Annotated in this window: 17 protein-coding genes and 1 tRNA gene; 9 read left to right on the top strand and 9 right to left on the bottom strand. The window is 45.6% G+C overall.

The annotated features are described in order from the left end of the window. Positions 1-82 precede the first annotated feature (82 nt). The 7 genes from ABHV44_RS00090 to ABHV44_RS00060 all read left to right on the top strand — a co-directional run bounded on the left by ABHV44_RS00090 (position 83) and on the right by ABHV44_RS00060 (position 7,707). Positions 83-2,092 (top strand): T9SS type A sorting domain-containing protein, encoded by a 2,010-nt coding sequence (locus tag ABHV44_RS00090; RefSeq protein WP_459072592.1) that lies wholly within the window; start codon positions 83-85, stop codon positions 2,090-2,092. Between the two features lie 106 nt (positions 2,093-2,198). Then, a complete protein-coding gene (locus tag ABHV44_RS00085) occupies positions 2,199-3,698 on the top strand; it encodes a GH3 auxin-responsive promoter family protein (protein WP_459072591.1) in 1,500 nt (499 codons plus the stop codon). 53 nt (positions 3,699-3,751) lie between these two features. Next, on the top strand, positions 3,752-5,137 hold the full coding sequence (locus ABHV44_RS00080) for a VWA domain-containing protein (RefSeq protein ID WP_459072590.1): 1,386 nt from the start codon (positions 3,752-3,754) through the stop codon (positions 5,135-5,137). Positions 5,138-5,180: 43 nt separating this feature from the next. Next, on the top strand, positions 5,181-5,825 hold the full coding sequence (locus ABHV44_RS00075) for a uridine kinase family protein (protein ID WP_459072589.1): 645 nt from the start codon (positions 5,181-5,183) through the stop codon (positions 5,823-5,825). 24 nt (positions 5,826-5,849) lie between these two features. Next, positions 5,850-6,209, top strand: a complete 360-nt coding sequence (locus ABHV44_RS00070; RefSeq protein ID WP_459072588.1) for an arsenate reductase family protein — start codon at positions 5,850-5,852, stop codon at positions 6,207-6,209. Beyond that, entirely contained in the window at positions 6,206-7,123 is a 918-nt protein-coding gene (locus tag ABHV44_RS00065) for a DMT family transporter (RefSeq protein WP_459072587.1), read from the top strand. Before ABHV44_RS00070 ends, ABHV44_RS00065 begins: the two co-directional genes overlap by 4 nt. A 50-nt stretch (positions 7,124-7,173) precedes the next feature. Further along, on the top strand, positions 7,174-7,707 hold the full coding sequence (locus ABHV44_RS00060) for a 3-hydroxyanthranilate 3,4-dioxygenase (RefSeq protein WP_459072586.1): 534 nt from the start codon (positions 7,174-7,176) through the stop codon (positions 7,705-7,707). 76 nt (positions 7,708-7,783) lie between these two features. Here ABHV44_RS00060 and ABHV44_RS00055 read toward each other — a convergent pair whose 3' ends face one another. From ABHV44_RS00055 to purN, 4 genes are all read right to left on the bottom strand, one after another. Next, positions 7,784-8,962: an acyl-CoA dehydrogenase family protein gene (locus ABHV44_RS00055; RefSeq protein ID WP_459072585.1), complete on the bottom strand. Its 1,179-nt coding sequence runs from the start codon at positions 8,960-8,962 to the stop codon at positions 7,784-7,786. A 96-nt stretch (positions 8,963-9,058) separates the two neighbouring features. Continuing rightward, entirely contained in the window at positions 9,059-9,535 is a 477-nt protein-coding gene (gene rnhA / locus ABHV44_RS00050) for a ribonuclease HI (protein ID WP_459072584.1), read from the bottom strand. Between the two features lie 9 nt (positions 9,536-9,544). Beyond that, positions 9,545-10,129, bottom strand: a complete 585-nt coding sequence (locus tag ABHV44_RS00045) for a MarC family protein (protein WP_459072583.1) — start codon at positions 10,127-10,129, stop codon at positions 9,545-9,547. A gap of 6 nt (positions 10,130-10,135) precedes the next feature. Then, the gene (purN, locus tag ABHV44_RS00040; protein WP_459072582.1) at positions 10,136-10,708 is read right to left on the bottom strand and encodes a phosphoribosylglycinamide formyltransferase; all 573 of its coding nucleotides are present in this window, start codon (positions 10,706-10,708) and stop codon (positions 10,136-10,138) included. Between the two features lie 98 nt (positions 10,709-10,806). Here purN and ABHV44_RS00035 point away from each other — a divergent pair, with 98 nt between their 5' ends. Next, complete coding sequence (locus tag ABHV44_RS00035) at positions 10,807-12,000, top strand: hypothetical protein (RefSeq protein WP_459072581.1); 1,194 nt, start codon at positions 10,807-10,809, stop codon at positions 11,998-12,000. Between the two features lie 5 nt (positions 12,001-12,005). On the opposite strand, the gene ABHV44_RS00030 is transcribed toward ABHV44_RS00035, so the two are convergent. From ABHV44_RS00030 to porZ, 5 genes are all read right to left on the bottom strand, one after another. Beyond that, on the bottom strand, positions 12,006-12,314 hold the full coding sequence (locus ABHV44_RS00030) for an Hpt domain-containing protein (protein ID WP_459072580.1): 309 nt from the start codon (positions 12,312-12,314) through the stop codon (positions 12,006-12,008). Between the two features lie 547 nt (positions 12,315-12,861). Then, positions 12,862-16,440: a glycosyltransferase family 117 protein gene (locus ABHV44_RS00025; protein WP_459072579.1), complete on the bottom strand. Its 3,579-nt coding sequence runs from the start codon at positions 16,438-16,440 to the stop codon at positions 12,862-12,864. Between the two features lie 144 nt (positions 16,441-16,584). Then, on the bottom strand, positions 16,585-17,385 hold the full coding sequence (locus tag ABHV44_RS00020; RefSeq protein WP_459072578.1) for an amidohydrolase: 801 nt from the start codon (positions 17,383-17,385) through the stop codon (positions 16,585-16,587). A gap of 11 nt (positions 17,386-17,396) precedes the next feature. Further along, entirely contained in the window at positions 17,397-18,554 is a 1,158-nt protein-coding gene (locus ABHV44_RS00015; protein ID WP_459072577.1) for a methionine aminotransferase, read from the bottom strand. A gap of 101 nt (positions 18,555-18,655) precedes the next feature. After that, on the bottom strand, positions 18,656-21,007 hold the full coding sequence (gene porZ, locus ABHV44_RS00010) for a type IX secretion system anionic LPS delivery protein PorZ (RefSeq protein WP_459072576.1): 2,352 nt from the start codon (positions 21,005-21,007) through the stop codon (positions 18,656-18,658). A gap of 182 nt (positions 21,008-21,189) precedes the next feature. Between porZ and ABHV44_RS00005 the strand changes: the two genes are divergently transcribed. Next, a tRNA-Arg gene (locus ABHV44_RS00005) sits at positions 21,190-21,263 on the top strand. Positions 21,264-21,865 lie beyond the last annotated feature (602 nt).

Raw genomic sequence — 21,865 nt, 5'->3', positions numbered from 1 at the left:
TGAAGAAAAAAGAAGTTTAACAATCATTTGTCTATTGGGTAATTTCCTTAATTTGGACCCTACAAAAAAAATTCTAAGTGATATGAAAAAATTGTACACATTAGCAGTTGGTGCTTTGATTGGTGCAGGAGCGATTGCTCAAACACCACAAGACACTAATTTGCCAAAACACAAAACACAAAAAGCAACTCAACAAGAGGTTGAGATGAGTAACAGACTCGGAGACGAGGCCCAACGTCCATTCGATTCTTCAAGAGACACAGAGCTTTTCTACGAAGATTTTGCCAATGGATTTGATGGTAACAACGAATTCGGTGCCTGGTCTATTTCTGACATCGGTACTGGAGAAATGGACGTTTGGCAAGTTGCAGATGAAAATAGCCCTGCCGGTGAGTTTTCAACGAACATCGGACCACTTGAGTCTGAAACAGCCGACAACGGTTGGGTGATTTTTGATGCCGATTTCTACAACACTCCAGTTGCAGACGGTGTTGAAGATTTGACAGGGACTCTTACTTCTCCTGAAATGGACCTTTCAGGAACTGAGTCTGTAAAGATTGCGTGGGATCAGTACTTCCGTTACTGCTGCTTCTCTCCATCTCCTCTAACAGTTGAGGTTTCTACTGACGGTGGTTCTACCTGGTCAGTTTTCCCAGCTCACGGAGATTTCCTTGAGAACGCAAACGAAGCGTCTCCAAACCCATTCCCAACGCAAGTGGATATTTCTTGTGCTGCAGCTGGTGAATCAAGCGTAATCATTCGCTTTGGATACGATACTGCTGGAAACACTGGATACTCTCACTACTACTGGGGAATTGATGATGTTCGCATCTTCGAAACCGATGTTGTGAATGACCTTCGCGTTACTCAAGTGACTAACGGAGATGTTCTTAATATCTACGAATACTGGATTACTCCATTGGATCAGGCAATCCCTGTTGAAGACGGAGGTCTTTATGTAGGTACGATGTACCAAAACTACGGTCAGGGTGACCAGGAAAACTCAGTTTTCACAATTGAGATTCTTAACGAAGGTGGTGACGTAATTCATACAGCTTCTGCAGAACCATTCTTGATTCCATCTTTTGCAAACGACCCAACTTGCCCAAACACTCCGACAGACACAATCTACATCGAAACTGGATGGGTTCCTACTGAAGCAGGTGAATACACAGTGCGCACCACAGTAGAAAGTGATGCTACAGACGAGATGCCAGAAGACAACACAATGGAAAAAACTATTGAATACACTACAAACCCTGGTATCATGGGTCACGACTACGTGCCATTGCTCGATAACGAGACTACAATGCGTGAGTTCGAAGATGATCCAAGCTTGTGGGAGCCAGAAGGTTGGGGTAACGCCTTTACTTTCGTAAACGAGAACACAACAGTTTGGGGTGCTTCAGTGAGATTTGGTGAAACCACTGATCCAGAAGCGTTCTACAACATTCAGTTGATTCAGTTTGATCCTGCAGAAGGTGTTAACGGAGCTGGTGCACAGCCAGTAGCTACAACAGCAGGTATTGTTGAGGATTTCATGATCCCAACAAGTCTTGAAATGAGCGAGCCTACATGGTTGCTTTTTGAAGATGAGAACAGCGACATCTTTACAGGTGAATTCTACTACCTCGGAGTATTCAACAACCAGCCAGCGGCTGAAGCGTTAACATTCTACGGAATGTCTAACTCTGACTCTGATTTCTCTTCAGGTGCAATTGATCAAAGTGGTGCTGGAGACTTTATCTGGTTCCTCTCTCGTACTTTCACTCCAGCGATCCGTTTGATCACTGACGAGTTTGTAAGTGTCGATGAGGTTTCAACTCAGAATGGTTTCCACATGGGTCAAAACCACCCGAACCCAGCTGTTGAAACAACTAAAATTCCTTTCAACCTGGACCAGGCAAGTGAAGTACGCTTTGAAGTGTATGACATCACTGGTAAATTGGTGAAAACGATTGATGAAGGTCAGGTAGCTGCAGGTAACCAGTTCATTCAAATGGATGTTAACGGTCTTGATGCAGGTATCTACTCTTACACAATGATCGTGGATGGTAAATTCACATCAACTAAGAAGATGGTTATTCAATAAGCAATTATTGAAATAAATATTCATTTCAAAAGAGGCCGGAATTTTCCGGCCTCTTTTATTTTTGGGCTGTCCGTTTCTTTCGGATATTGGAGCAAATTGAAAACGAATGGGACTGAAAGTTTTTGCAGCAAGGCTATTTGCTAAGTGGACGGCCAACAAAATTAGGAAGACCGCTGATCAACCTGTTGAAGCTCAAGAGAAAGTATTCAGGCAACTGATTGCCGGTGGCCGCAAGACCGCTTTTGGCAAGGACCATAACTTCGCATCAATCGAGACTTACGAAGACTTTAAGTCGAAGGTGCCAATTGCGGACTACGAGCAGCTGACCTCATACATCGAGCGGATTAAAAAGGGAGAAAAGGACGTTCTGTGGCCTGGTTTACCACTTTACTTTTGCAAAACTTCTGGAACAACATCTGGTGCGAAGTACATCCCGCTTACCAAAGACTCTCTTCCCAATCACCTAAATTCTGCGCGGAACGCGCTTCTCTGCTACATTGAGCAATCTGGCAATGCAAATTTTGTTGGAGGCAAAATGATTTTCCTTCAGGGAAGCCCAAAGCTCGATAAGCTGCCCAGTGGAATTCCTTACGGCCGACTTTCGGGGATTGTGGCCAATCACGTACCTGGATATCTGCAAAAAAATCGATTGCCATCGTTCGAAACGAACTCCATTGAAGATTGGGAAACTAAAGTGGACAAGATCGTTGAAGAAACCATCGATCAGAACATGACTCTAATTAGCGGAATTCCCAGTTGGGTTCAGGTCTACTTCGAGGAGTTGATTGCTAAATCTGAAAAAGAAAATATTTCCGAAATCTTCCCAAACTTCTCTCTTTTCGTTTTCGGAGGAGTGAATTTTGAGCCCTATCGAAAGCGATTTGAAAAGCTCATTGGAAGGTCTGTGGACACCGTGGAAACTTACCCGGCATCGGAAGGATTTATCGCCTACCAGGACACCCAAACAGAGGAAGGGTTGTTATTGGTTCTCGACTCGGGCATTTTCTACGAGTTTATTCCGGCTGACGAGTTTTTTGATGAAAACCCAACCCGACTTTCACTTTCTGAAGTGGAAATCGGTGTCAATTACGCTTTGGTATTAAACACTAACGCTGGCCTGTGGGGTTACAGCATCGGAGACACGGTGCGGTTCGTTTCGCTGAAGCCTCCGCGAATAAAAGTAACCGGAAGGATAAAGCACTTCACGTCTGCTTTTGGAGAGCATGTGATAGCTGAGGAGGTCGAAAAAGCGATGTCCGAAGCTCAGAAGGAGTTTGGCTGGAAGGTGAGTGAATTTCATGTGGCGCCCCAACTGGAACCCGCTGAAGGACTTCCCTATCACGAGTGGATGGTGGAATTTGAAGAAATACCGGACACGGAAAGCCTTGAGAAGGGAAGGGCCAGCATCGACAAGTCCATGCAAAACCAAAACCCATACTACAAGGATCTGATCACAGGAAACATTTTGCAAAGGTTGATCATCACTCCATTGCCGAAAGGAAGTTTTAATAATTACATGAAATCTGTTGGTCGCCTCGGTGGGCAAAACAAGGTGCCGCGACTTGGCAACGACCGCAAAGTGGCCGATAATCTCGGAGGAAAGTAGAAAGGCCCGGATCTTGCGATAATCTTTTTTGAATTTCGAACGTTTCAATTTCCATGAAGAAGTCTGTCTTTTTGCTTTTTGCTCTGATCCCGGTTTTGGTTTTCTCCCAAATTGAAGCCAGTAAAACCGAGCACGACTTTGGTGAAATTAAGAGGGGAACCGATCGCGTGGTTGATTTCACTTTTACAAATCGCGGAGACGAGAAGGCTTTTCTCTTGCGCTCTGCTTTTCCCAGAGAGTTTGCTCACTTGTTCTCTGGTCGCGAACTGCAGCCTGACAGCAGCATCACCCTTAGGGTGAAATTCAACCCTATGTTTAAGGAGGAGGTGGATTACGAAATTCCTGTTTATTTCTCTTCAATGCCTGATCCTATAAACCTGGAATTCTCCGGAGAGGTGCTTTTCATTGATCCTGCCGATAATCCGGCCTGTCCGAGTTTTAATGATCGAAGACCTCAAACAGGAAGTAGCTTTGATGTAGAATTTGTGGTAGCCAACAAGATCACAGGAGATCCGATAGATGATGCTAGAGTGCGACTAATTGAACGCGGACGACAGATCAATGCCTTTTCGACCGACAGAGACGGTCGGGTAGTGGAAGTGATTCCCATTCGCTATTTCTACATTTTGGTCGAGGCCGATGGTTATTTGCCCGCAGATTCGAGCACGTACATTAACAGACGCAACAATTTCTTTGAATTCGAACTGGAGCCGAAGGAACGCGAGGAGATAGAAATGACTGCTCAACAAGGCCGTCCTGCTACTGAGCTGGAGGCCAATAGGCCAGAAGCAAAACCCGAAGAAGCGCGGCCACAAGTTGTGGTGCAGCCTGCGCCAGTGGAAAATATTCCGAAAGTTGATGAAGATGATTTCACCTCGGATCGCTTTGTCCACAACAACCTGGTATTTTTGGTGGATGTCTCCAGTAGTATGAATCGCTCTGGCCGTCTGGACATCATGAAAGCGGCATTGCTCGAGTTGGTAGACATGCTGAGAGATGTCGATCAACTCACAATTCTCACTTATGCGGCCGACACTGAGGTGATTGTGGAACCGACTTTCGTGACGAACAAAGAGCAGATTAGAGAAATGATCAGAAACATTTCGGCAGAAGGATTTACCGCAGGAAGCAAAGCTGTGCAAACCGCCTACAGCCTTGCAGCAGATCATTTCGTTGAAGGTGGAAATAATCAGGTGCTGTTGGTAAGTGATGGAGTTTTCAGAAGTTCCGACACACGCAGAATTCAGCAATCCATCGATCGCTATGTGGAGAAAAACATCTACCTCTCCATTGTTGGTCTTAAGTGCAATCCCGATCATGAGGAAGAGTTGAGCACTTTTGCGGCAACAGGAGGTGGGCTATTCGTGCCAATCAGCCACTTCGATCAGGCCGGCTACATGCTGACAGAAGCAATCAGAAGGCAATCGCGTGTTAATTGATTCCCTTTTTCTTTCTTACGCGGTAGGTTAGTATTTTTGCGACATGAGTTCGCGTTCACATCCTTACCTGGTGGGAATTGCCGGAGGCAGCGCTTCAGGCAAAACCAGTCTGCTTCGAGATTTATTTAAGATGATGCCAAAAGGCAGTCTGGCACTGGTTTCTCAAGACAATTATTATAAGCCCAGGGAAGAGCAGAAGAAGGATAAGAATGGTGAACTGAACTTCGATCTGCCCACATCGATAGACCGCAGGCATTTTCATCACGATGTGCAGCGGTTGCGCATCGGCAAGTCCATCACCAAGCTCGAGTACACATTTAATAACCCCGAGAAAGAACCAGAGAAGATCACAATTCACCCTGCGCCCATTGTAATTTGTGAAGGCCTTTTCATCTTTCACTACAAAGAAATCAACGACTTGCTGGATTACAAGGTTTACGTAGAAGCCGATGAAAAGCTAAGGCTAAAACGTAGGATTACCCGCGACATGGAGGAGCGAGGTTACCCTGAAGATGTGGTGCGCTATCAGTGGGAAAACCATGTGCTACCTGCCGATCGGAGCTATTTACAACCTTATAGAAGTCAGTGTGACGAAGTGATTCACAACAACATTTCGTACAACAACGAGCTTCACAATTTGGTGAAGAAACTAAAAGCGATTTTGCACAGAGAACCTGCCTCGAGATAATTGGGTCAATCAAAAGATTTGAAAATGAAGTTTTTCTACCTGAAAACCTGCGATACCTGCAAGCGAATTATGAATGATCTCGATATTGAAAATCGAGCTGTAGACCTGCGGGAAATAAAATCGGAAAACGTGAGTCCCGAAGAGCTCGATCAAATGAAAAAACACGAAGGTTCGTATGAATCACTTTTCAATAAACGAGCGAGAAAATACCGTGAGCAAAAGCTGAACGAAAGGGAGCTCTCTGAAGATGATTTCCGCCAGCTTATACTCGATGAATACACTTTTTTGAAACGTCCGGTACTTCTTTCTAACGATCGCGCTTTTGCCGGCAACAGCAAAAAAGTAATTGCCGAAGCACAGCAATACCTCGATAGCAGTAAATGAGCGCCCGGACTACGGCACACATCGCCCTCTTCAGTGTAAACCTAATTTATGGCGCTAACTACATCATCGCCAAAGGGTTGATGCCTGATTTGCTGGGCCCTTCGGGGTTTATCTTGCTTAGGGTGGGAGGAGCACTATTGCTCTTTTGGTCATTTTTTCTCTTTCGGTTTGAGAAGATCGATAAGGTCGATATTCTGCGATTTGCTTTTTGCGGGCTCACAGGTGTTGCCACCAATCAGCTCTTTTTCTTCAATGGGTTGAGCATTACATCCCCCATTAATGCGTCAATCATCATGACCACAAACCCCATTTTGGTTTTGATTATGTCTGCGCTGATTATCGGTGAAAGAGTCACCAAGAGAAAAGTCATCGGAGTCATTCTCGGAGCTGTGGGGGCGGTAACTTTGATTCTGCTGAGCCGAAGTGAAATGCATTCCGGTAGTAGTGTTTTGGGTGATTCTTTTGTTTTGATCAATGCCGCTTCTTACGCGCTTTATCTCGTGGCCGTGAAACCGCTTATGAAAAAGTATCGACCGCTAACGGTAATTAGTTGGGCATTTTTGATGGGCTTTGTTTTTGTGATTCCTTTCGGTTGGAGCCAGGCAGCTGCTGTAGATTGGCAGCTTTTCGAAACGGGTGATTTCCTCAGTTTTTTCTATGTGATCCTCTTCACGACCTTCTTTGCTTACCTCCTCAATGTGTTTGCGCTCAAAACGGTTTTGCCCACAGTGGCGAGTAGTTACATCTATTTTCAACCGATGATGACGGGTGTCTTTGCCTGGGTTTTCACACTTTTCTCTGAAGCAACTTATGCGAGTCAAATCACCTGGCCAAAAGTGCTTTGTGCAGTGCTCATTTTTTACGGGGTCTATTTGGTAAGCAAACGCAAAAAAGAGATTCAGCATCAGCCTTAGCGACCTTCGATCACTTTTTTATCTTTACAAGAAACCAGAAATAGAAAATTATGGCTGTTAGAAGACCATTCAACCTTCCCAAGTGGATAGATGAAAACAGAGATTTGCTGAAGCCGCCAGTCGGGAATAAGAATCTCTACCCCGAAGGCGAAGATTATATCGTGATGATCGTTGGCGGACCCAATGCCCGAAAAGACTATCACTACAACGAAACCGAGGAGCTTTTCTATCAGCTCGAAGGTGAAATCACTGTGCGCATTCAGGAAGATGGCCGGGCTGTCGACATTCCGTTGAAGGCGGGAGACATGTATCTGCATCCGGCAAAAGTTCCTCATTCTCCTATGCGATCGGAAGGTTCAATTGGCCTCGTGATTGAACGAGTGAGAAAGGGAACTGGGATGAAAGATGGATTGATGTGGTTTTGCGATCACTGTAACCACAAGCTCCACGAAACATACTTTGAGCTAGAGAATATCGAAAAGGATTTTCTACCACGGTTCAAGGAATTTTACAACTCCGAAGAGCTTCGCACCTGCGACAACTGCGGAGAAATTATGGAAACAGACGAGCGTTTTACGGATTAATCAAGCCCAAAAGAGCATTAAAAAAGCCACTGTTCATTGCGAGCAGTGGCTTTTTTGATTGAGTTCTAATTTACTCTCAGGTAAATGCGTTTTCTCCGGTGATGTCCAGCCCGGTGATGAGCAGGTGGATATCGTGAGTTCCTTCGTAGGTAATCACAGACTCCAGATTCATCATATGGCGCATAATTGGGTATTCGCTTGTGATTCCCATTCCACCGTGGATTTGACGCGCTTCGCGGGCGATGTTTATCGCCATGTCCACATTGTTTCTTTTCGCCATAGAAATCTGCGCTGAAGTAGCTTTTCCTTCATTTCTCAACTGTCCGAGACGGAGAGTAAGAAGCTGTGCTTTGGTGATTTCTGTAATCATCTCAGCGAGTTTCTTTTGCTGAAGCTGAAAACCTCCGATAGGTCTGTCGAACTGCGTACGCTCTTTTGAGTAGCGAAGAGCTGAGTCGTAGCAGTCGAGAGCTGCTCCAATTGCGCCCCACGAAATTCCGTAGCGGGCAGAGTCGAGGCAGCCAAGAGGAGCACCGAGTCCCGATTTGTTTGGTAGCAAGTTTTCTTTTGGAACTTTAACGTTGTCGAAAACCAGCTCTCCGGTATCAGAAGCTCTGAGGCTCCACTTACCTTCCATGGTTGGAGTGGTGAAGCCTTCCATTCCGCGCTCTACGATAAGACCGTGAATTCTTCCTTCTTCATTTTTGGCCCAAACCACAGCGATATCTGCAAAAGGTGCGTTGGAAATCCACATTTTGGCGCCATTTAGCAAGTAGTGATCGCCTTCGTCTTTGAAGTTCGAAACCATTCCTCCCGGGTTAGATCCGTGGTCTGGTTCAGTGAGACCAAAGCAGCCAATCATTTCGCCCGATGCGAGTTTTGGCAAATATTTTTTGCGTTGCTCTTCGTTTCCGTATTTGTAGATCGGATACATCACCAGCGATGACTGCACAGAAGCTGTAGATCTCAACCCTGAGTCGCAGCGCTCGAGCTCTTGCATGATAATTCCGTAGCTGATTTGATCGAGTCCTGCTCCGCCATACTCTTCTGGAATGTATGGACCGAAGGCACCAATTTCTGCCAGTCCCTTAGTGAGGTGACGAGGGAATTTTCCTTTTTCAAAGGCATCTTCGATAATTGGTGAAACCTCTTTTTTAACCCACGAGCGAGCAGTGTCGCGGATAAGCTTGTGCTCATCGCTCAGCAGGTCGTCCATTTCGTAATAATCGTGTCCTTGATATTGATCCGTTCGCATGTTGTTGCTTTTTATTCGGCTGCAAATTTACGCATTCTGCCGAGGGAGACACGCTCTCAGAACGGAATTAAGCCCGCGTAGAAAATGGTTGGGAAATCAATTAAATAGGTCGGGGTTTTTCAAAGAATCCTCATAGCCCTGGTCGATTTTTTTTGGGCCAGCTTCGGCTGCAGCCACTGCCAGACGGTCGACTCGCTCGTTGAGTGGATTTCCGGCATGACCTTTTACCCAAACGAGCTTAACATTGTGCCTGGGGTAAATCTCCAGAAAGCGTTTCCAGAGATCCACGTTCTTCTTTTTTTTGAATCCTTTTTTCTGCCAGTTGGCGAGCCAGCCTTTTTCTACCGCATTCACCACGTAGCTCGAATCAGAGTAGATTGTCACGGTCGCTCCGGGTTTTTTGATCATCTCCAGGGCCCTGATCACGCTGAGCAGTTCCATCCGGTTGTTGGTCGTTTTTCGAAAACCTTCCGATACCTCTTTGTGGTACTTTCCAGATTGCATAAAAATGCCATAGCCACCCGGTCCCGGGTTTCCGAGTGCCGAGCCGTCTGTGTAAACGGTAATTTCCATGGGGTGAATTTATAAATTAAACATCACCTTCACATTGCTGCTAAAGAGCTTCACGGCAATAGCCAAAAGAATGATTCCGAAAACCTTTTGTAGGATAGCGATTCCTCCCTCGCCCAGCAAACGTTCGATGCGGCCTGTCAACCTGAGGACTGCAAAAACCAAAACCATGTTGACAACGATCGCCAAAGCAATGTTGATCGCGGCATACTCTGCTCGGAGAGAAATGATCGTGGTCATCGATCCCGCTCCGGCAATGAGCGGGAAAGCAATGGGCACGATTGAAACTGTTTTGTAGTCGGTGTCGTCTTGTTTGAAGAGATTGATTCCGAGGATCATCTCCAGGGCCAGAAACAGGAGTACAAACGAACCGGCCACGGCAAAAGAGTTGACATCGATTCCGATGAAATTGATCAGCTTTTCTCCAATAAAAAGAAAGGCTATCATGAGCACCAGCGCCACTATAGATGCTTTTCCGGAGTGGATGTCTCCGGCTTTGCGCTTCACCTTTACAATGATAGGTATAGCGCCAATGATGTCAATCACCGCGAAGAGAACCATTGTCGCAGTGATGAATTCGGTGAAATTGAATTCCATTAAAAATTAGTTGTTTTTAGTGTCCTTTATAAGTTGCTCGATAATTTCAGGATAGTACTTGTGCTCGAGTTTTTGCACCTTTTTAGCAACCGTTTCGGCTGTGTCTTCCGGCAAGATTTCCTTGGCCACCTGAAAGATTACTTTTCCCTCATCGTAGTTTTCATTAACAAGATGAATCGTGATTCCAGATTGATTGTCGCCTTCGTTCACCACCGCTTCGTGAACTCGAGATCCGTACATTCCCTTGCCTCCGTGCTTCGGTAGCAGCGAAGGGTGTATGTTTACCATTCGGCCTTCAAAATCCCTAATGGCATCAACAGGAATTTTTCTCAAAAATCCTGCTAGCACAACCAGATCGGTTTTGTGCTTTTTTAGGGTGTGTAAAAGTGTCTCTTCAATTTCAGAATTTGGAATAACTTCAACGGCAATAGCATTCGATTTTGCAATTTCAATAACTCCCGCATTCGGCTTATTGGTAATCACCAAAGCAACCTCTGCAATCGCAGATTTAGCGAAGTGATCGATAATTGCACGAGCGTTAGTGCCCGTTCCAGATGCCAGAATTGCTATTTTCGTCATTGATTAGCCCTCCAAAAATTTTTGCAAATGTACTGCTTGAAAAAGTCTTGCAATCGGTACGCAGAACAATTTTTGTTTTTTTCGTAAAAGAGGTCATTATGAATAAGATGAAGACGTTTATTTTCTTTTTAATCAGCACACTAGCCGGGCTCTCTGCGAGCGGGCAATGCGGTACTACTGGCGACACAATCTTTGTGAACAGTCAGTCGGAGCTCGATGCGCTGAGCTCGTGTTCTCAAATCAGCGGATCACTCTACATCAATGATGGTGACATTGAGAACCTTTCACCGCTTTCTTCGCTCGTGAGCATTGAAGAGCATCTCATTCTTTTTGAAAATATTTCGATGCTCTCACTGGAAGGACTTGATCAGCTAGAATCAGTAGGAGGCGACTTGAAATTGATCTCGAATTTTACGATGCAAGACATCACAAATTTGGGTTCGCTATCGGAAGTGGGCGGTGACATTTACATTGAGAGTAATCTCGGCCTCGATAATCTCGATGGACTGCAGCAGATAACATCTCTTGAGGGTAGTTTTGAGATTTACGACAATCCAACAATTGAGGATCTGACTGGTTTTGAGAACCTCACTTTTGTTGGTGGAGATTTTATTCTGAATGAATTTCAAGATGGACTCACGGACCTCACGGCATTAGCCAATCTGGAGGAAATAGGCGGCAGTCTGGAGATTTACCTGAGAGGAATTAGTACTCTGGAGGGGTTGGAGTCACTCTCAGCTGTTGGCAATAACCTGAGGATAGATAGTACTTTGCTGCTTTTTGATCTGGACCCGCTTGAGGAGTTGACAACCATTGGCGGTTCGCTACAAATTGTAAACAACGAATCCATGTTTAGCATTGCCGGAATGACTGCACTCACGGAAATTGAAGGTGATGTTGAAATCACCAACAACCCCGGTTTGGGTAACTGTTGCTCGTTAAAACCTTTGATGGATCAGGAGCCAATGCAAATCGGTGGTGAAATTGTTTTGGAGAACAATGCCAGTGGTTGCAACACGGAAGCAGAAATTTTGGAATGCATTATCGACAATGTGGCTGAGTCGCTGGAAAGTGCAACTCAGATTCTGGTACAAAACAGGGAGTTAAGAATTTCCTCGAAGAGCGACTTCCGCTTTCAGGTGATTGATCTTTCGGGGAGAGTATTGAATACAGGAGGGTCAAATAATGGTGTAGTGAGAGTGAACCTATCGAGTCAAAAAAGTCGTTTGGTTGTAGTGCGAGTTTTGAATGATCTCGGCCAATCGCACGCTCGCAAGGTTGTGATTCGCTGAGGAAATTAGCTTTGCTGCTTTTCAAGATATTCTTGAAGTGAGTGCTGAACCACATCGATGGTCTCAGTAACCTTTTTAACCTTCTGCCTCATCTCGTCAGAAGTCTCCATGGATGCATTTTTTTCAATATCGCGAATGGTGTCTCTGATGGACGTTATCTCCATCAAATCTATGTTAGGCTTTATTTTGTGAGCTGTGGATCTTAGGTCTTTCCATTCTCCGGCAGCCAGTTGCTCATTCAAAACCAGGATGTCATTTTTGATTTGATGTACAAATACTTCGACAGTCTTCACCACAAACTCTTCGTTGTTCATGTAAAGGTCTCGTAGGTTGGATAGACTATAGAGATCCGACTGCTGCATAATTCGAAAACTAAAAAATTAAATAAAGTGGGGTGGAGCTAAGCCGGGAGGTAATGCTTATTTCTGTCCCGAAGATGTGAAAATAGTTGATTTTATTTGAGTTGCAAAGTGATAATTAAACCGACTTTAACAGAGTTCTGTTCATTTTAGTGCAGGTTTTCCAGTAATCGTTCAGACAACTATCAGCAAGTATTTCTAGTCTACTAAGTGGTTAAGGAATTAAAAATTATGAGTTATGCATTTCGAAGATGAAAATCTGGCAAAGGGCAAAACTTCTTCAATCTATGATTTTAGCAGCCCGAAATGGGAAAAGTATTACCGTGAAACTCGAAAAACGGTAAAGTTTCCACGTGGCTATAAGGAAGTGAGCCTATTGCAGTAGAAGTTGGTTCATTAACAAGAAACGACAAACCAAACAACCAGAAAGCGGGAATTCTCCTCGGAGAATTCCCGCTTTCTGGTTTCAAGTCTTTGAAGTCTGAATCAGCAATCCTAAACCCTACTGAGGGTTAGGTGTTGTAGGCTGTTGCTGCTGATTTTGATCTGGCGTCTGTGGCTGAAGTAGCTCCGGGTTTCGCTGACGTGGCGAGCGAGGAGCCGGTCGTCCGCTGTACGCTTCCATCAGAGCATCGAGGCGTTGCTGAAGTTCTGGTCCAAGCTCCGGCTGCGGATACTCGTCATTCACGAGCGATTCTATCCTGGTAGCAACCGATAGCTGAATTCTGATTTCCTGAGAAAGCATAGCCTGTCTTTCATCACTCAGACTAAAGAAGTATTCCAAGTCATCTTCGGCAAGGTCGAAGAGTCTCGAGACAATTTCGTTTCCTTTTTCATCCTCACCCAGCTCATAGTAAGCCTCTGCGATAGGAAGCATCACTCTGTCAAAAGGAACGTTTACTTCCGGCATTACCTCCATGGATTTATCGAGAATCTCTATGGCTTTTTCTTCCTGACCTTCTTGTGTCAGCTCATTGGCAAGATTGGCAAACTGCAAACGAAGGTTAGTGGTCATTCTTCGGTTGTTTTCATCCATGTAGATTCCGTTAGTGGTATCGTCCATGTTGCCCCATTCAAACTCCTTCATGATGTTTTCGTACATCCTGTCTTCGTTGATTCCGCCTACAGCATTTCTGCTACGATCACCTTCTTCTTTGATTGGAACAAGGCGATAAGCGAGACCTTCAAGCTGGAAGTAGTCTTCGAGACCGATGTAGGCGTCCTGGCCTGTGGTCACGGCAAAGTAAATTGGTCGTTCCCAGTTGTTGTTTTCCAGAAGACTCAATACTGCGAGGTTGTTTTTGAGAATGTACTGGCCTGGGATCGTCCACTTGATAGTATCAACAATTTGATCCGCTTTTTCTGGAGATACAGTTCCCGTTTGAATCACCTGAGCGCTATCCACAGGAAGAGCAAACTTATTGGTCGGCATGAAGCTGTATTTCTTGTTGTCGCCAACAGTGGTTTTAAAGTCATCGTTTAGCGCAATCTCCAGTGCTCTGTCCAACTCGATGTATTTGTCCTTCTTGTTTCTGCTGTTGTCGAGGATCACCACATCGCGAGTTCCCTGTCGGTATTTTTGCTCTGCAATATCGAATGGCACAGGTTCACTTTCGTAGGCCTGGCGCTTCATCTGACTGATGTACCAGTCGGTGTTGAGAAGCGAGAGGTTCACCACTCTCACATCGGTGCGCACTCCTTCTACTTCCTGTGCATACCACAGCGGGAAAGTGTCGTTATCACCATTAGTGAAAAGAATCGCGTTCTTCTCAAGTGTGTTTAGGTAATTCTTGGCAAATGCGATAGAAGTTTTTCTTCTCGCCCTGTTGTGATCATCCCAGCCATCGATCGCCATCACTGCAGGAACAGCAAGACAAATCAATGCGGCTGCAATTCCCCTACCTTTTACTCCGACCGAACCTTGCTTGAGCAGCTGCATTAAGCCCATTGCCAAAAGCGTTACTACGGTCATGTAGAGAATAGTGTAAGAAAAGCTGTGACCGTCTGAGAGCACGCTTTCGAGCAAGAAGAGGAAGACACCTGTTCCTCCAGCGTAAAGCCCAACTTTACCGATATCGTTCCAGTTCATTTTAGTGGCTGCGTAGTACAGGGCGTACACCCCAAGACCAATCCAGATGGCGTAGGCATAGAAAGATCCGGCATAAGCGTAGTCACGTTCGCGCGGCTGAAGTGGGGTTTGGTTGAGGTAAAGCACAATAGCCAAACCGGTGAAGAAAAAGAGCAGCATGACGACCGTGAAGTCTTTTGGCGCTCTTAGAAGCTGGAATATCAATCCGATCAATCCGAGAATCAGCGGAAGTAAATAGAAATGATTCAAGCCTTTGTTTGAGGCGTAACGCTCAGAGAGCTCGGCTCGGTTGCCAAGTCGTTCCTGATCGATGAAGTCGACTCCAGAGAGCCAGTTGCCATCCAGCATTCCGCTATGGCCCTGAATGTCGTTTTGCTTTCCGGCAAAATTCCACATGAAATACCTGCCGTACATCCAGCCAACCTGAAAGTTGAAAAAGTACTTCAGGTTTTCGCCAAACGAAGGTTTCAGCTTTCGGTTGAGCCCTTCGAGCTCGTTAGACAGTGCGCGATACTGTTGCTCGGCTTGCTGTCTCATCTCCGCATTCTGTGGGTTCTGCATGAAATACATTGCCCTGCGGATTTCCTGAGATTCGATTTGTTGTTTTCGCTGTTCTAAGCTTTGAACCTGCTGTCGATCTCGTTGATTGTTCCAACCCTTGTAATTGCTCCAATTCTTGTATTCTGCAATGTGATTGGCCTGCGAGCTATACATTCTTGGGAAAATCGTAGACAGATCAGAGTCGTAATTCGGTTTGGCATCATCACCACTGATAGAAACCAGGTACTCCTCAACGACTTCCATATTTCCTCCACCGTTTTCATCGGCATAGGCCCTGGCTGCAAACTCGTTGTCAAATGACTCCACAAGGTTGCCATTTGAGCGAACGCTAAATGATTTAAAGTAAGTGTCGTTTCCGTCAGTGTAAGGGTTTTCCTGATCCTGTGGAGTGTTCCAGTACTGGCCAAAAATCAATGGACGATCTCCGTACTGCTCACGATTGAGGTAGCTCAGGAGTGTAAAGAGGTTTTCGGGGTTGTTTTCATCCATCGGTGGATTGGCAGAAGAGCGGATGACGATTAGCGCAAAAGTGGAGTATCCGATCAAAACCATGGTCACACCTAGCGACAGTGTGTTGAGCGCGTAAAGTCTTTTTCTTTGTGTGATGTAGAGCGCACCAACGAGGATGGCGATCACCAGGATGGCATAGATGAGAACTCCTGAGTTGAATCCCATTCCGAGGTCGTTCACGAAGAAGAGCTCGAAGGCCGCTGCGAATTTTACAGTTCCTGGGATAATCACCGCCTGAATAAGTCCGAGAACAAAGACTGCCACCAGCGAGGTGTAGAGAATTCCAAGCGGCCTCACTTCGTATCTCTTGAAGTAGTAGACAAAGCAAATTGCCGGAATTGCAAGGAGGTTCAAGAGGTGGACACCAATTGAAAGGCCCATCAAAAAGGCTATGAGGATGATCCAGCGGAGCTCGCCTTTGCGGTCTGCAAGTGTTTCCCATTTTAGTATCGCCCAAAAAACGATGGCCGTGAAAAGCGAGGACATCGCGTAAACTTCACCTTCTACGGCAGAGAACCAGAACGAATCGCTAAAGGTGTAAGCCAGGGCTCCAACGACACCGGCTCCCATGATACCGATCAGTTTTCCGGGGTTGAGCTCTTCGGTTTTTACAGCAACTTTCTTCGCGAGGTGTGTGATGGTCCAAAAGAGAAACAGAATGGTAAACGAACTCGAGAGAGCCGACACCATGTTGATGCTAATGGCCGCGTATTCCATAGGAACGAGCATCGCAAAAAAGCGCGAGATCAGCATGTAGAAAGGCGCACCTGGAGGGTGACCAACTTCGAGCTTGTAGGCTGATGCGATAAACTCACCCGCATCCCAGAAACTGGCTGTCGGTTCGAGAGTGAGAGCATAAACAATGGTAGCAATCAAAAAAACTACCCAGCCGGTGATGACGTTAGTACGTTGAAAGTTCATAGCGCGCGATGTCGATTAAAATGTGTGGCGAAGTTATAAAATTAATTTCTCGGCATTGTGGCCTGATTTCAGGCGGTTTACACTGCGATGATAGCAATTAAAACCCGATATTTCTACAGGCTTAACAGGCCTTAACAGAGTAACTCAAATGTTGAGTGAAAAATCGTCTCCATCGTGAAGCACGGGGAATTTCTCCCGGAATCGCTCGAGGTCTTCCCGGGATAGAACGGCAGAAAAAATCTGCTCCTCATTGGGTTTAGCTGCCGAGATGGTTTCTCCTTTAGGGGAAATCACAATGGAATCACCCGAGTGATCAATTCCATTTCCGTCTTTTCCCACGCGGTTTAGGCCGGCTACATAGGCCTGGTTTTCGTTGGCTCTCGCTGGCAGCAGTTGCGACCAGGGAGCACTTCGAGCCGCGGGCCAATTTGCCACGTAAGTGAGCAGGTCGTACTCAGGTTTTCCATCCACCAGCCTGTTGCGGCTCCAAACCGGGAATCGCAAATCGTAGCAGGTGAGTGGCAAGATTTTCCAGCCCTTAATTTCTTCGATGATTTTTTTATCCCCTCCGCTGTAGTGCTTGTCTTCCTCGGCAAAAGTGAAGAGGTGGCGCTTATCATAAAAACTGAAACTGCCATCGGGTCGCACCCAAAACAAGCGATTGTAGTATTTGGCGCTGTCTTCAGTAGAAACACTTCCCGAGATTACAGCATCTTTCGATTTCGCGAATTTTCTCAGAAACTCCAGCGTGGGCATGTTTTGTGAAAACGGCTCTGCGTACTTTTCAGGATTCATGGTGAAACCAGTCGTGAACATTTCTGGCAACAAGATCAGGTCAGAATCGTCTGGAATTTCACCCAGAAGCCGGCCAAAATGCGTTCTGTTCTCTTTGGGATTCTCCCAGTGGAGCTTTGTTTGAATCAGCGTGATTTTGAGATCTTCCATCGAGAAAAAATTTACAGTTCACTGAGTCTTTTTCCTGCTTCGTATAGCGTGTCTTCATCCTTGGCAAAACAAAAACGAAGCATGTGTTCATCCAGTTTTTGGTGGTAAAAAACGGAAACGGGAATGGCCGCGACTTTGATCTGTTTTGTGAGCTTTTCGACCCACTCCACATCCGGTGTGTTGGTTATTTCGCTGTAGTTGAGTAGCTGAAAGTAAGTTCCTGCCGAAGGTGTGTAGGTAAATCGCGAGTCTTTCAAACCGCTTAAAAAGGCATCTCTCTTTAGCTGATAAAACTCTCCGAGCTTTTCGTAGTGAGCGGGTTCCGAAAGGTAATCTGCCAGGGCATACTGAATGGGCGTGTTGCAACAAAAGACATTGTACTGATGCACTTTTCGAAATTCGGCAATCAACTCTTCGGGTCCCGCAATGAATCCCATTTTCCAACCGGTGACGTGAAAAGTTTTCCCAAAGGAATAAACGAGTAAAGTACGATTGGCGAGCTCTTCCGAAATGGCTGGGCTGAAATGCTTTTTATTGTCGAAAACAATGTGCTCGTATACTTCATCGCTCAGGATGATGGTCTCAGAATCGCGAACGAGTTTCTCCAATTTTTGTAAATCCTCTTTGCCGATAACTGTCCCGGTGGGATTGTGAGGCGTATTGATCACAATCATTTTGGTCTTCCGATTGAACACTTTCTCCACCTCGCCCCAATCGATTTTGTACTCCGGAGCTTTGAGCTGCACATAAATTGGCTTGCCTCCGTTCACCGTCACTGCCGGAGCGTAGCAATCGTAAGCAGGAGTGAAAATGATGACTTCATCTTCTTCTTTCACAAAAGCACTGATGGCTGTGTAGATCGCCTGGGTGGCCCCTGCCGTTATGTTAACCTCATCCTTGAAGTCATAGCTTCTGTCGTAGAGTTTTTGCAGTTTTTCCGACAGGACTTTTCGCAAAGGCTCCACGCCCGATAGCGGTGCGTACTGGTTGTAGCCATTTTGCATGTAGTGTGTCACACCTTTCACTAGTTTTTCATCTGGTGAAAAGTTGGGGAAGCCCTGCGAAAGATTGATGGCACCTTCTTTGGCGGCCAGCTCCGACATGTGACTAAAAATAGTAGTCCCCACCTGAGGTAATTTCGAAGTGAGGCTATTTTGAAATCTAGGCATATTGAAATTCGTCTGATTTTCTTCTTCGAAAGTAGCCCATTAGGCCGAGACGACAAATAGAAGTTTTACCTGTGAAAAATGTTGAAAAACCAGATCCAGATCTATTGGACGAATGCGATTTTTCCCACATTGGTGGCCGAGCCATCGGTATTGGTTGCAAAAATCAGGTAAACGCCCGTAGCCACACGATTGCCATTGAAATCCTTGCCATTCCAAATAGCTCGTCCTCCGTTCGAAGTCGTTTGATAAACCACATTTCCGCTGATGTCTGTGATTTTTACATCGGTGTTGTAGTCCAGGCCATCAATTCTTATCGGCCCGTCAAATGTTTCTCTCACCGGGTTTGGGTAAACCTTGAGCTCCGTCATTTCCTGATCGAAATTGCTCGAAGTGGAGAGGAAAGAAATGATACCGTCTTCAGTGGCAAAAAACACCTCGCCTTTTTCGTAGTTGATATCGATGTCAAAGATGTTGTTCGATAAGAGCGGGCTGTTTTCTTCTGTGAAGTGATAGATTTGATCGGTTCCATCGGGACTCAGCAAAAACGCGCCAGAACTTTCCGTTCCGATCCATTTTCTGTTGGCACCGTCAATGGTGATGCAGTTGATTGCTTCCGTTTCTAGAAGGACCTGGACGTTGCCATCCTGCTCGATCAGGATTTGTTGCACATCGGCTCCCTCTTCAGAAAAAATCGCCTGAGGAGAGTAGAAGACACCCAGGCCTCGCAGGGTTCCTACCCACACTTCGCCATCTAAATCTTCTTCTACGCAGTACACATCGTTAGAAGGTAGCCCACCGTTTCCTTCCTCGTTGTTCAGGAGTTTAAAGTTGTCGTCACTAGTATTTGCCAGAGTGCCGTTGTGATTAAAAACCAACAATCCGCCTCCGCGGGGCAGAGTTCCCCACACCAGGTTTCCAGAAGTTGCCGTTACCCGGTCGATTGTAGAATTTTCGGTAACCGTGTTTCCAAAATCGTAGCCGATAAACTCACCGCCAGCAGTGCGCACGTGGATCGGGAGATTTGAATAATTGTTTCCAATCCAAAGGTTGTTGTTCTGGTCGAAACTCAGCCCAGTGAGCATCACTCGTTGAGGGTCTTCGTCATTGTCGTTAATTACCAAAGTACTGTTGTCGTTCCGGTAAACGTCCTGACCAACTCCATCGACCAATCTCACCAGCCCTTCTTCGTATGAGGAAATGAAAACTTCGCTGTTGTTTTGAGGGTTTACCGCAATGTCCATAATGTCGTTAGTGGCTTCAAGATCATTTTCGTTTACGGTCCAGGCAGAGAAGTGAATCCACTCTTCATCGACAAAACCGTAAGCTCCAAACTTATCGTAGTTCGGAACCCAGGATTGATCAACACCTCCGGAAGCCACCCAAATGTTATCGTTGTAGGCATCCAGCCTTCTAACGTTTTTGTAAGCTGGCCCATCTGGTGCTATTTCATCCCTGAACTCAAACTGCTGATTGGTGGAAACCAGGCCCTTGTTGCTGTCGGCCATCCAGAAGATGTCTTCTTCGTCAACAACAATCGCTTTGGGAGCACCGTTTTCGCCATTGAGGTTGTTTACCTCTTCGAGAAAGGTTCCAGATTCATCAAATACATAAACATCATTGTCTTCAACAATGTAGACGTTATCGTTTTTTCCAACGCTGATGTCGTAAATTGGAGTGTCTTGCAAATCTTGTAGCACTTCCCATTGCAAAGGCTCCGCAGTAGTGCTGGTGTAGACAACATCCTCGTTTTCATTTTCTACTCGCAAGTAAAAATTACCGTTGTAGTTGATCAATTGTGCGAATCTTGCATTGTTGCCAATCGGAGGCAGGTCATTAATTTGATCCCAGTTTTGGTAGTTGGCCAAAAAAGGATCGCCAAGACTACCTTTATAAACAGCATTTTCAGTGACAGCAAAGAGGTTTTCACCATCTGATGTGATGCTGTAGATTTTTAGTTGACTGGCATTGGGACCGATGATGTAAGTGTCTGCCACTTCCTGAGCTTCGATGTTGATCACCACAATTCCGAATCCGGTGGCGAGATAGGCTCTGTTGTCGATGAAGTAAATGTCTGAAATGCTTTTGTCACCCAGGATAGAGCTATTGAGGATGTCGGCCATGTTTCTCCCTGTTCCGTTGGTGAGCAGGTCGAGGTTTCCGTTTTCGTAAGCTACAACGAGGGTGTTGTACTCTTCGCTAAAACCGATAGCGGAAATTCCCGAAGCTGTCAGTTCGTTAACTTTGGAGATGCGCCTCACCGAGTGGTCAGTTTTGGAGTAAGCTGCAATGGCAGATTCTGTAGCCGTAAACACCTGTCCATTTCCCTGTGCGACATCAATTGCGTTGGTGTAGGGCAAGTGGTCGCGCCATTGTCCAACACCAATTTGTGCGTTAAGCGAAAAGCTAAAAAGCGCACAAAAAACAGTAGTACAAAGAGTTAGTCTCATCATCATTTGATAAAAAACAGTTCAGTCAGAAGGGTAACGGAAAAGATTTGACTTTCATATAACCCGGCCCCCAGATTCTATCAATTGGAATTAATCTCTTAATTTTGCCGACCCCAAATCTAATGAGATTTGCCGGAGAAACGGCCCCGTAGTTCAACTGGTCAAGAGTTTCTCCATATTAACAACATGGCCCCGTAGTTCAACTGGATAGAATGTCAGATTCCGGTTCTGAAGGTTGGAGGTTCGAATCCTCTCGGGGTCACAAAAGAAACCCAGCGCGGTACCGCGCTGGGTTTTTCTTTGTCCTGCAGCAGTCTGAGCCGCAGGCTCAAGCGGATGCAGGGCGAAGAAAAACCCTCGAAGGCTGTTGTGCATTCTGGGTTTTATGCTTGGGTAACGAACCTTACTTTAGGATCACTTTAGTAATCCTCTTATAAAATTAAAGCTGACTCTCATACTAACAAATTCATTTCGCTCCACTCAAAAGGCCAGAGTTAACATGTAACCGAAAAAGGACAGTAACAACAGATGAAGAATTAGAAATATCAGGATAAGAATCGGATTCGTGATTTTTCTAACTTCTGGACCAACCAGAATTTTCCCTTTGAAAAGGAGAAAATAAATAGCAGCCAGAAGGCATAGAATTCCAAAAACCAGAAACGCTCTAAGTGCCCACATTGCTTGTTAATTTTGACATCACGCGAGTTCTTTTGGAAAAAGGAATAGCCTTGAGAATGAGGCACGAGCTACAAGCTCGCGCCAGCAGGGGGAAGGTGATCAACGAGGGCAAGAACCCGGTTTACATTACTGAACAATCTTTTAAACTTTCCAGAAAAATAAACGGTGGAGAGTTCGCTAAAAAAG

The sequence above is a fragment of the Halocola ammonii genome (assembly GCF_049334165.1).
In the GTDB taxonomy this organism is placed as follows: Bacteria; Bacteroidota; Bacteroidia; order Flavobacteriales_D; family Sanyastnellaceae; genus JBEGHD01.
Note: the sequence above shows the minus strand (reverse complement) of the source record. Positions and strands in the feature narration are given on the sequence as shown.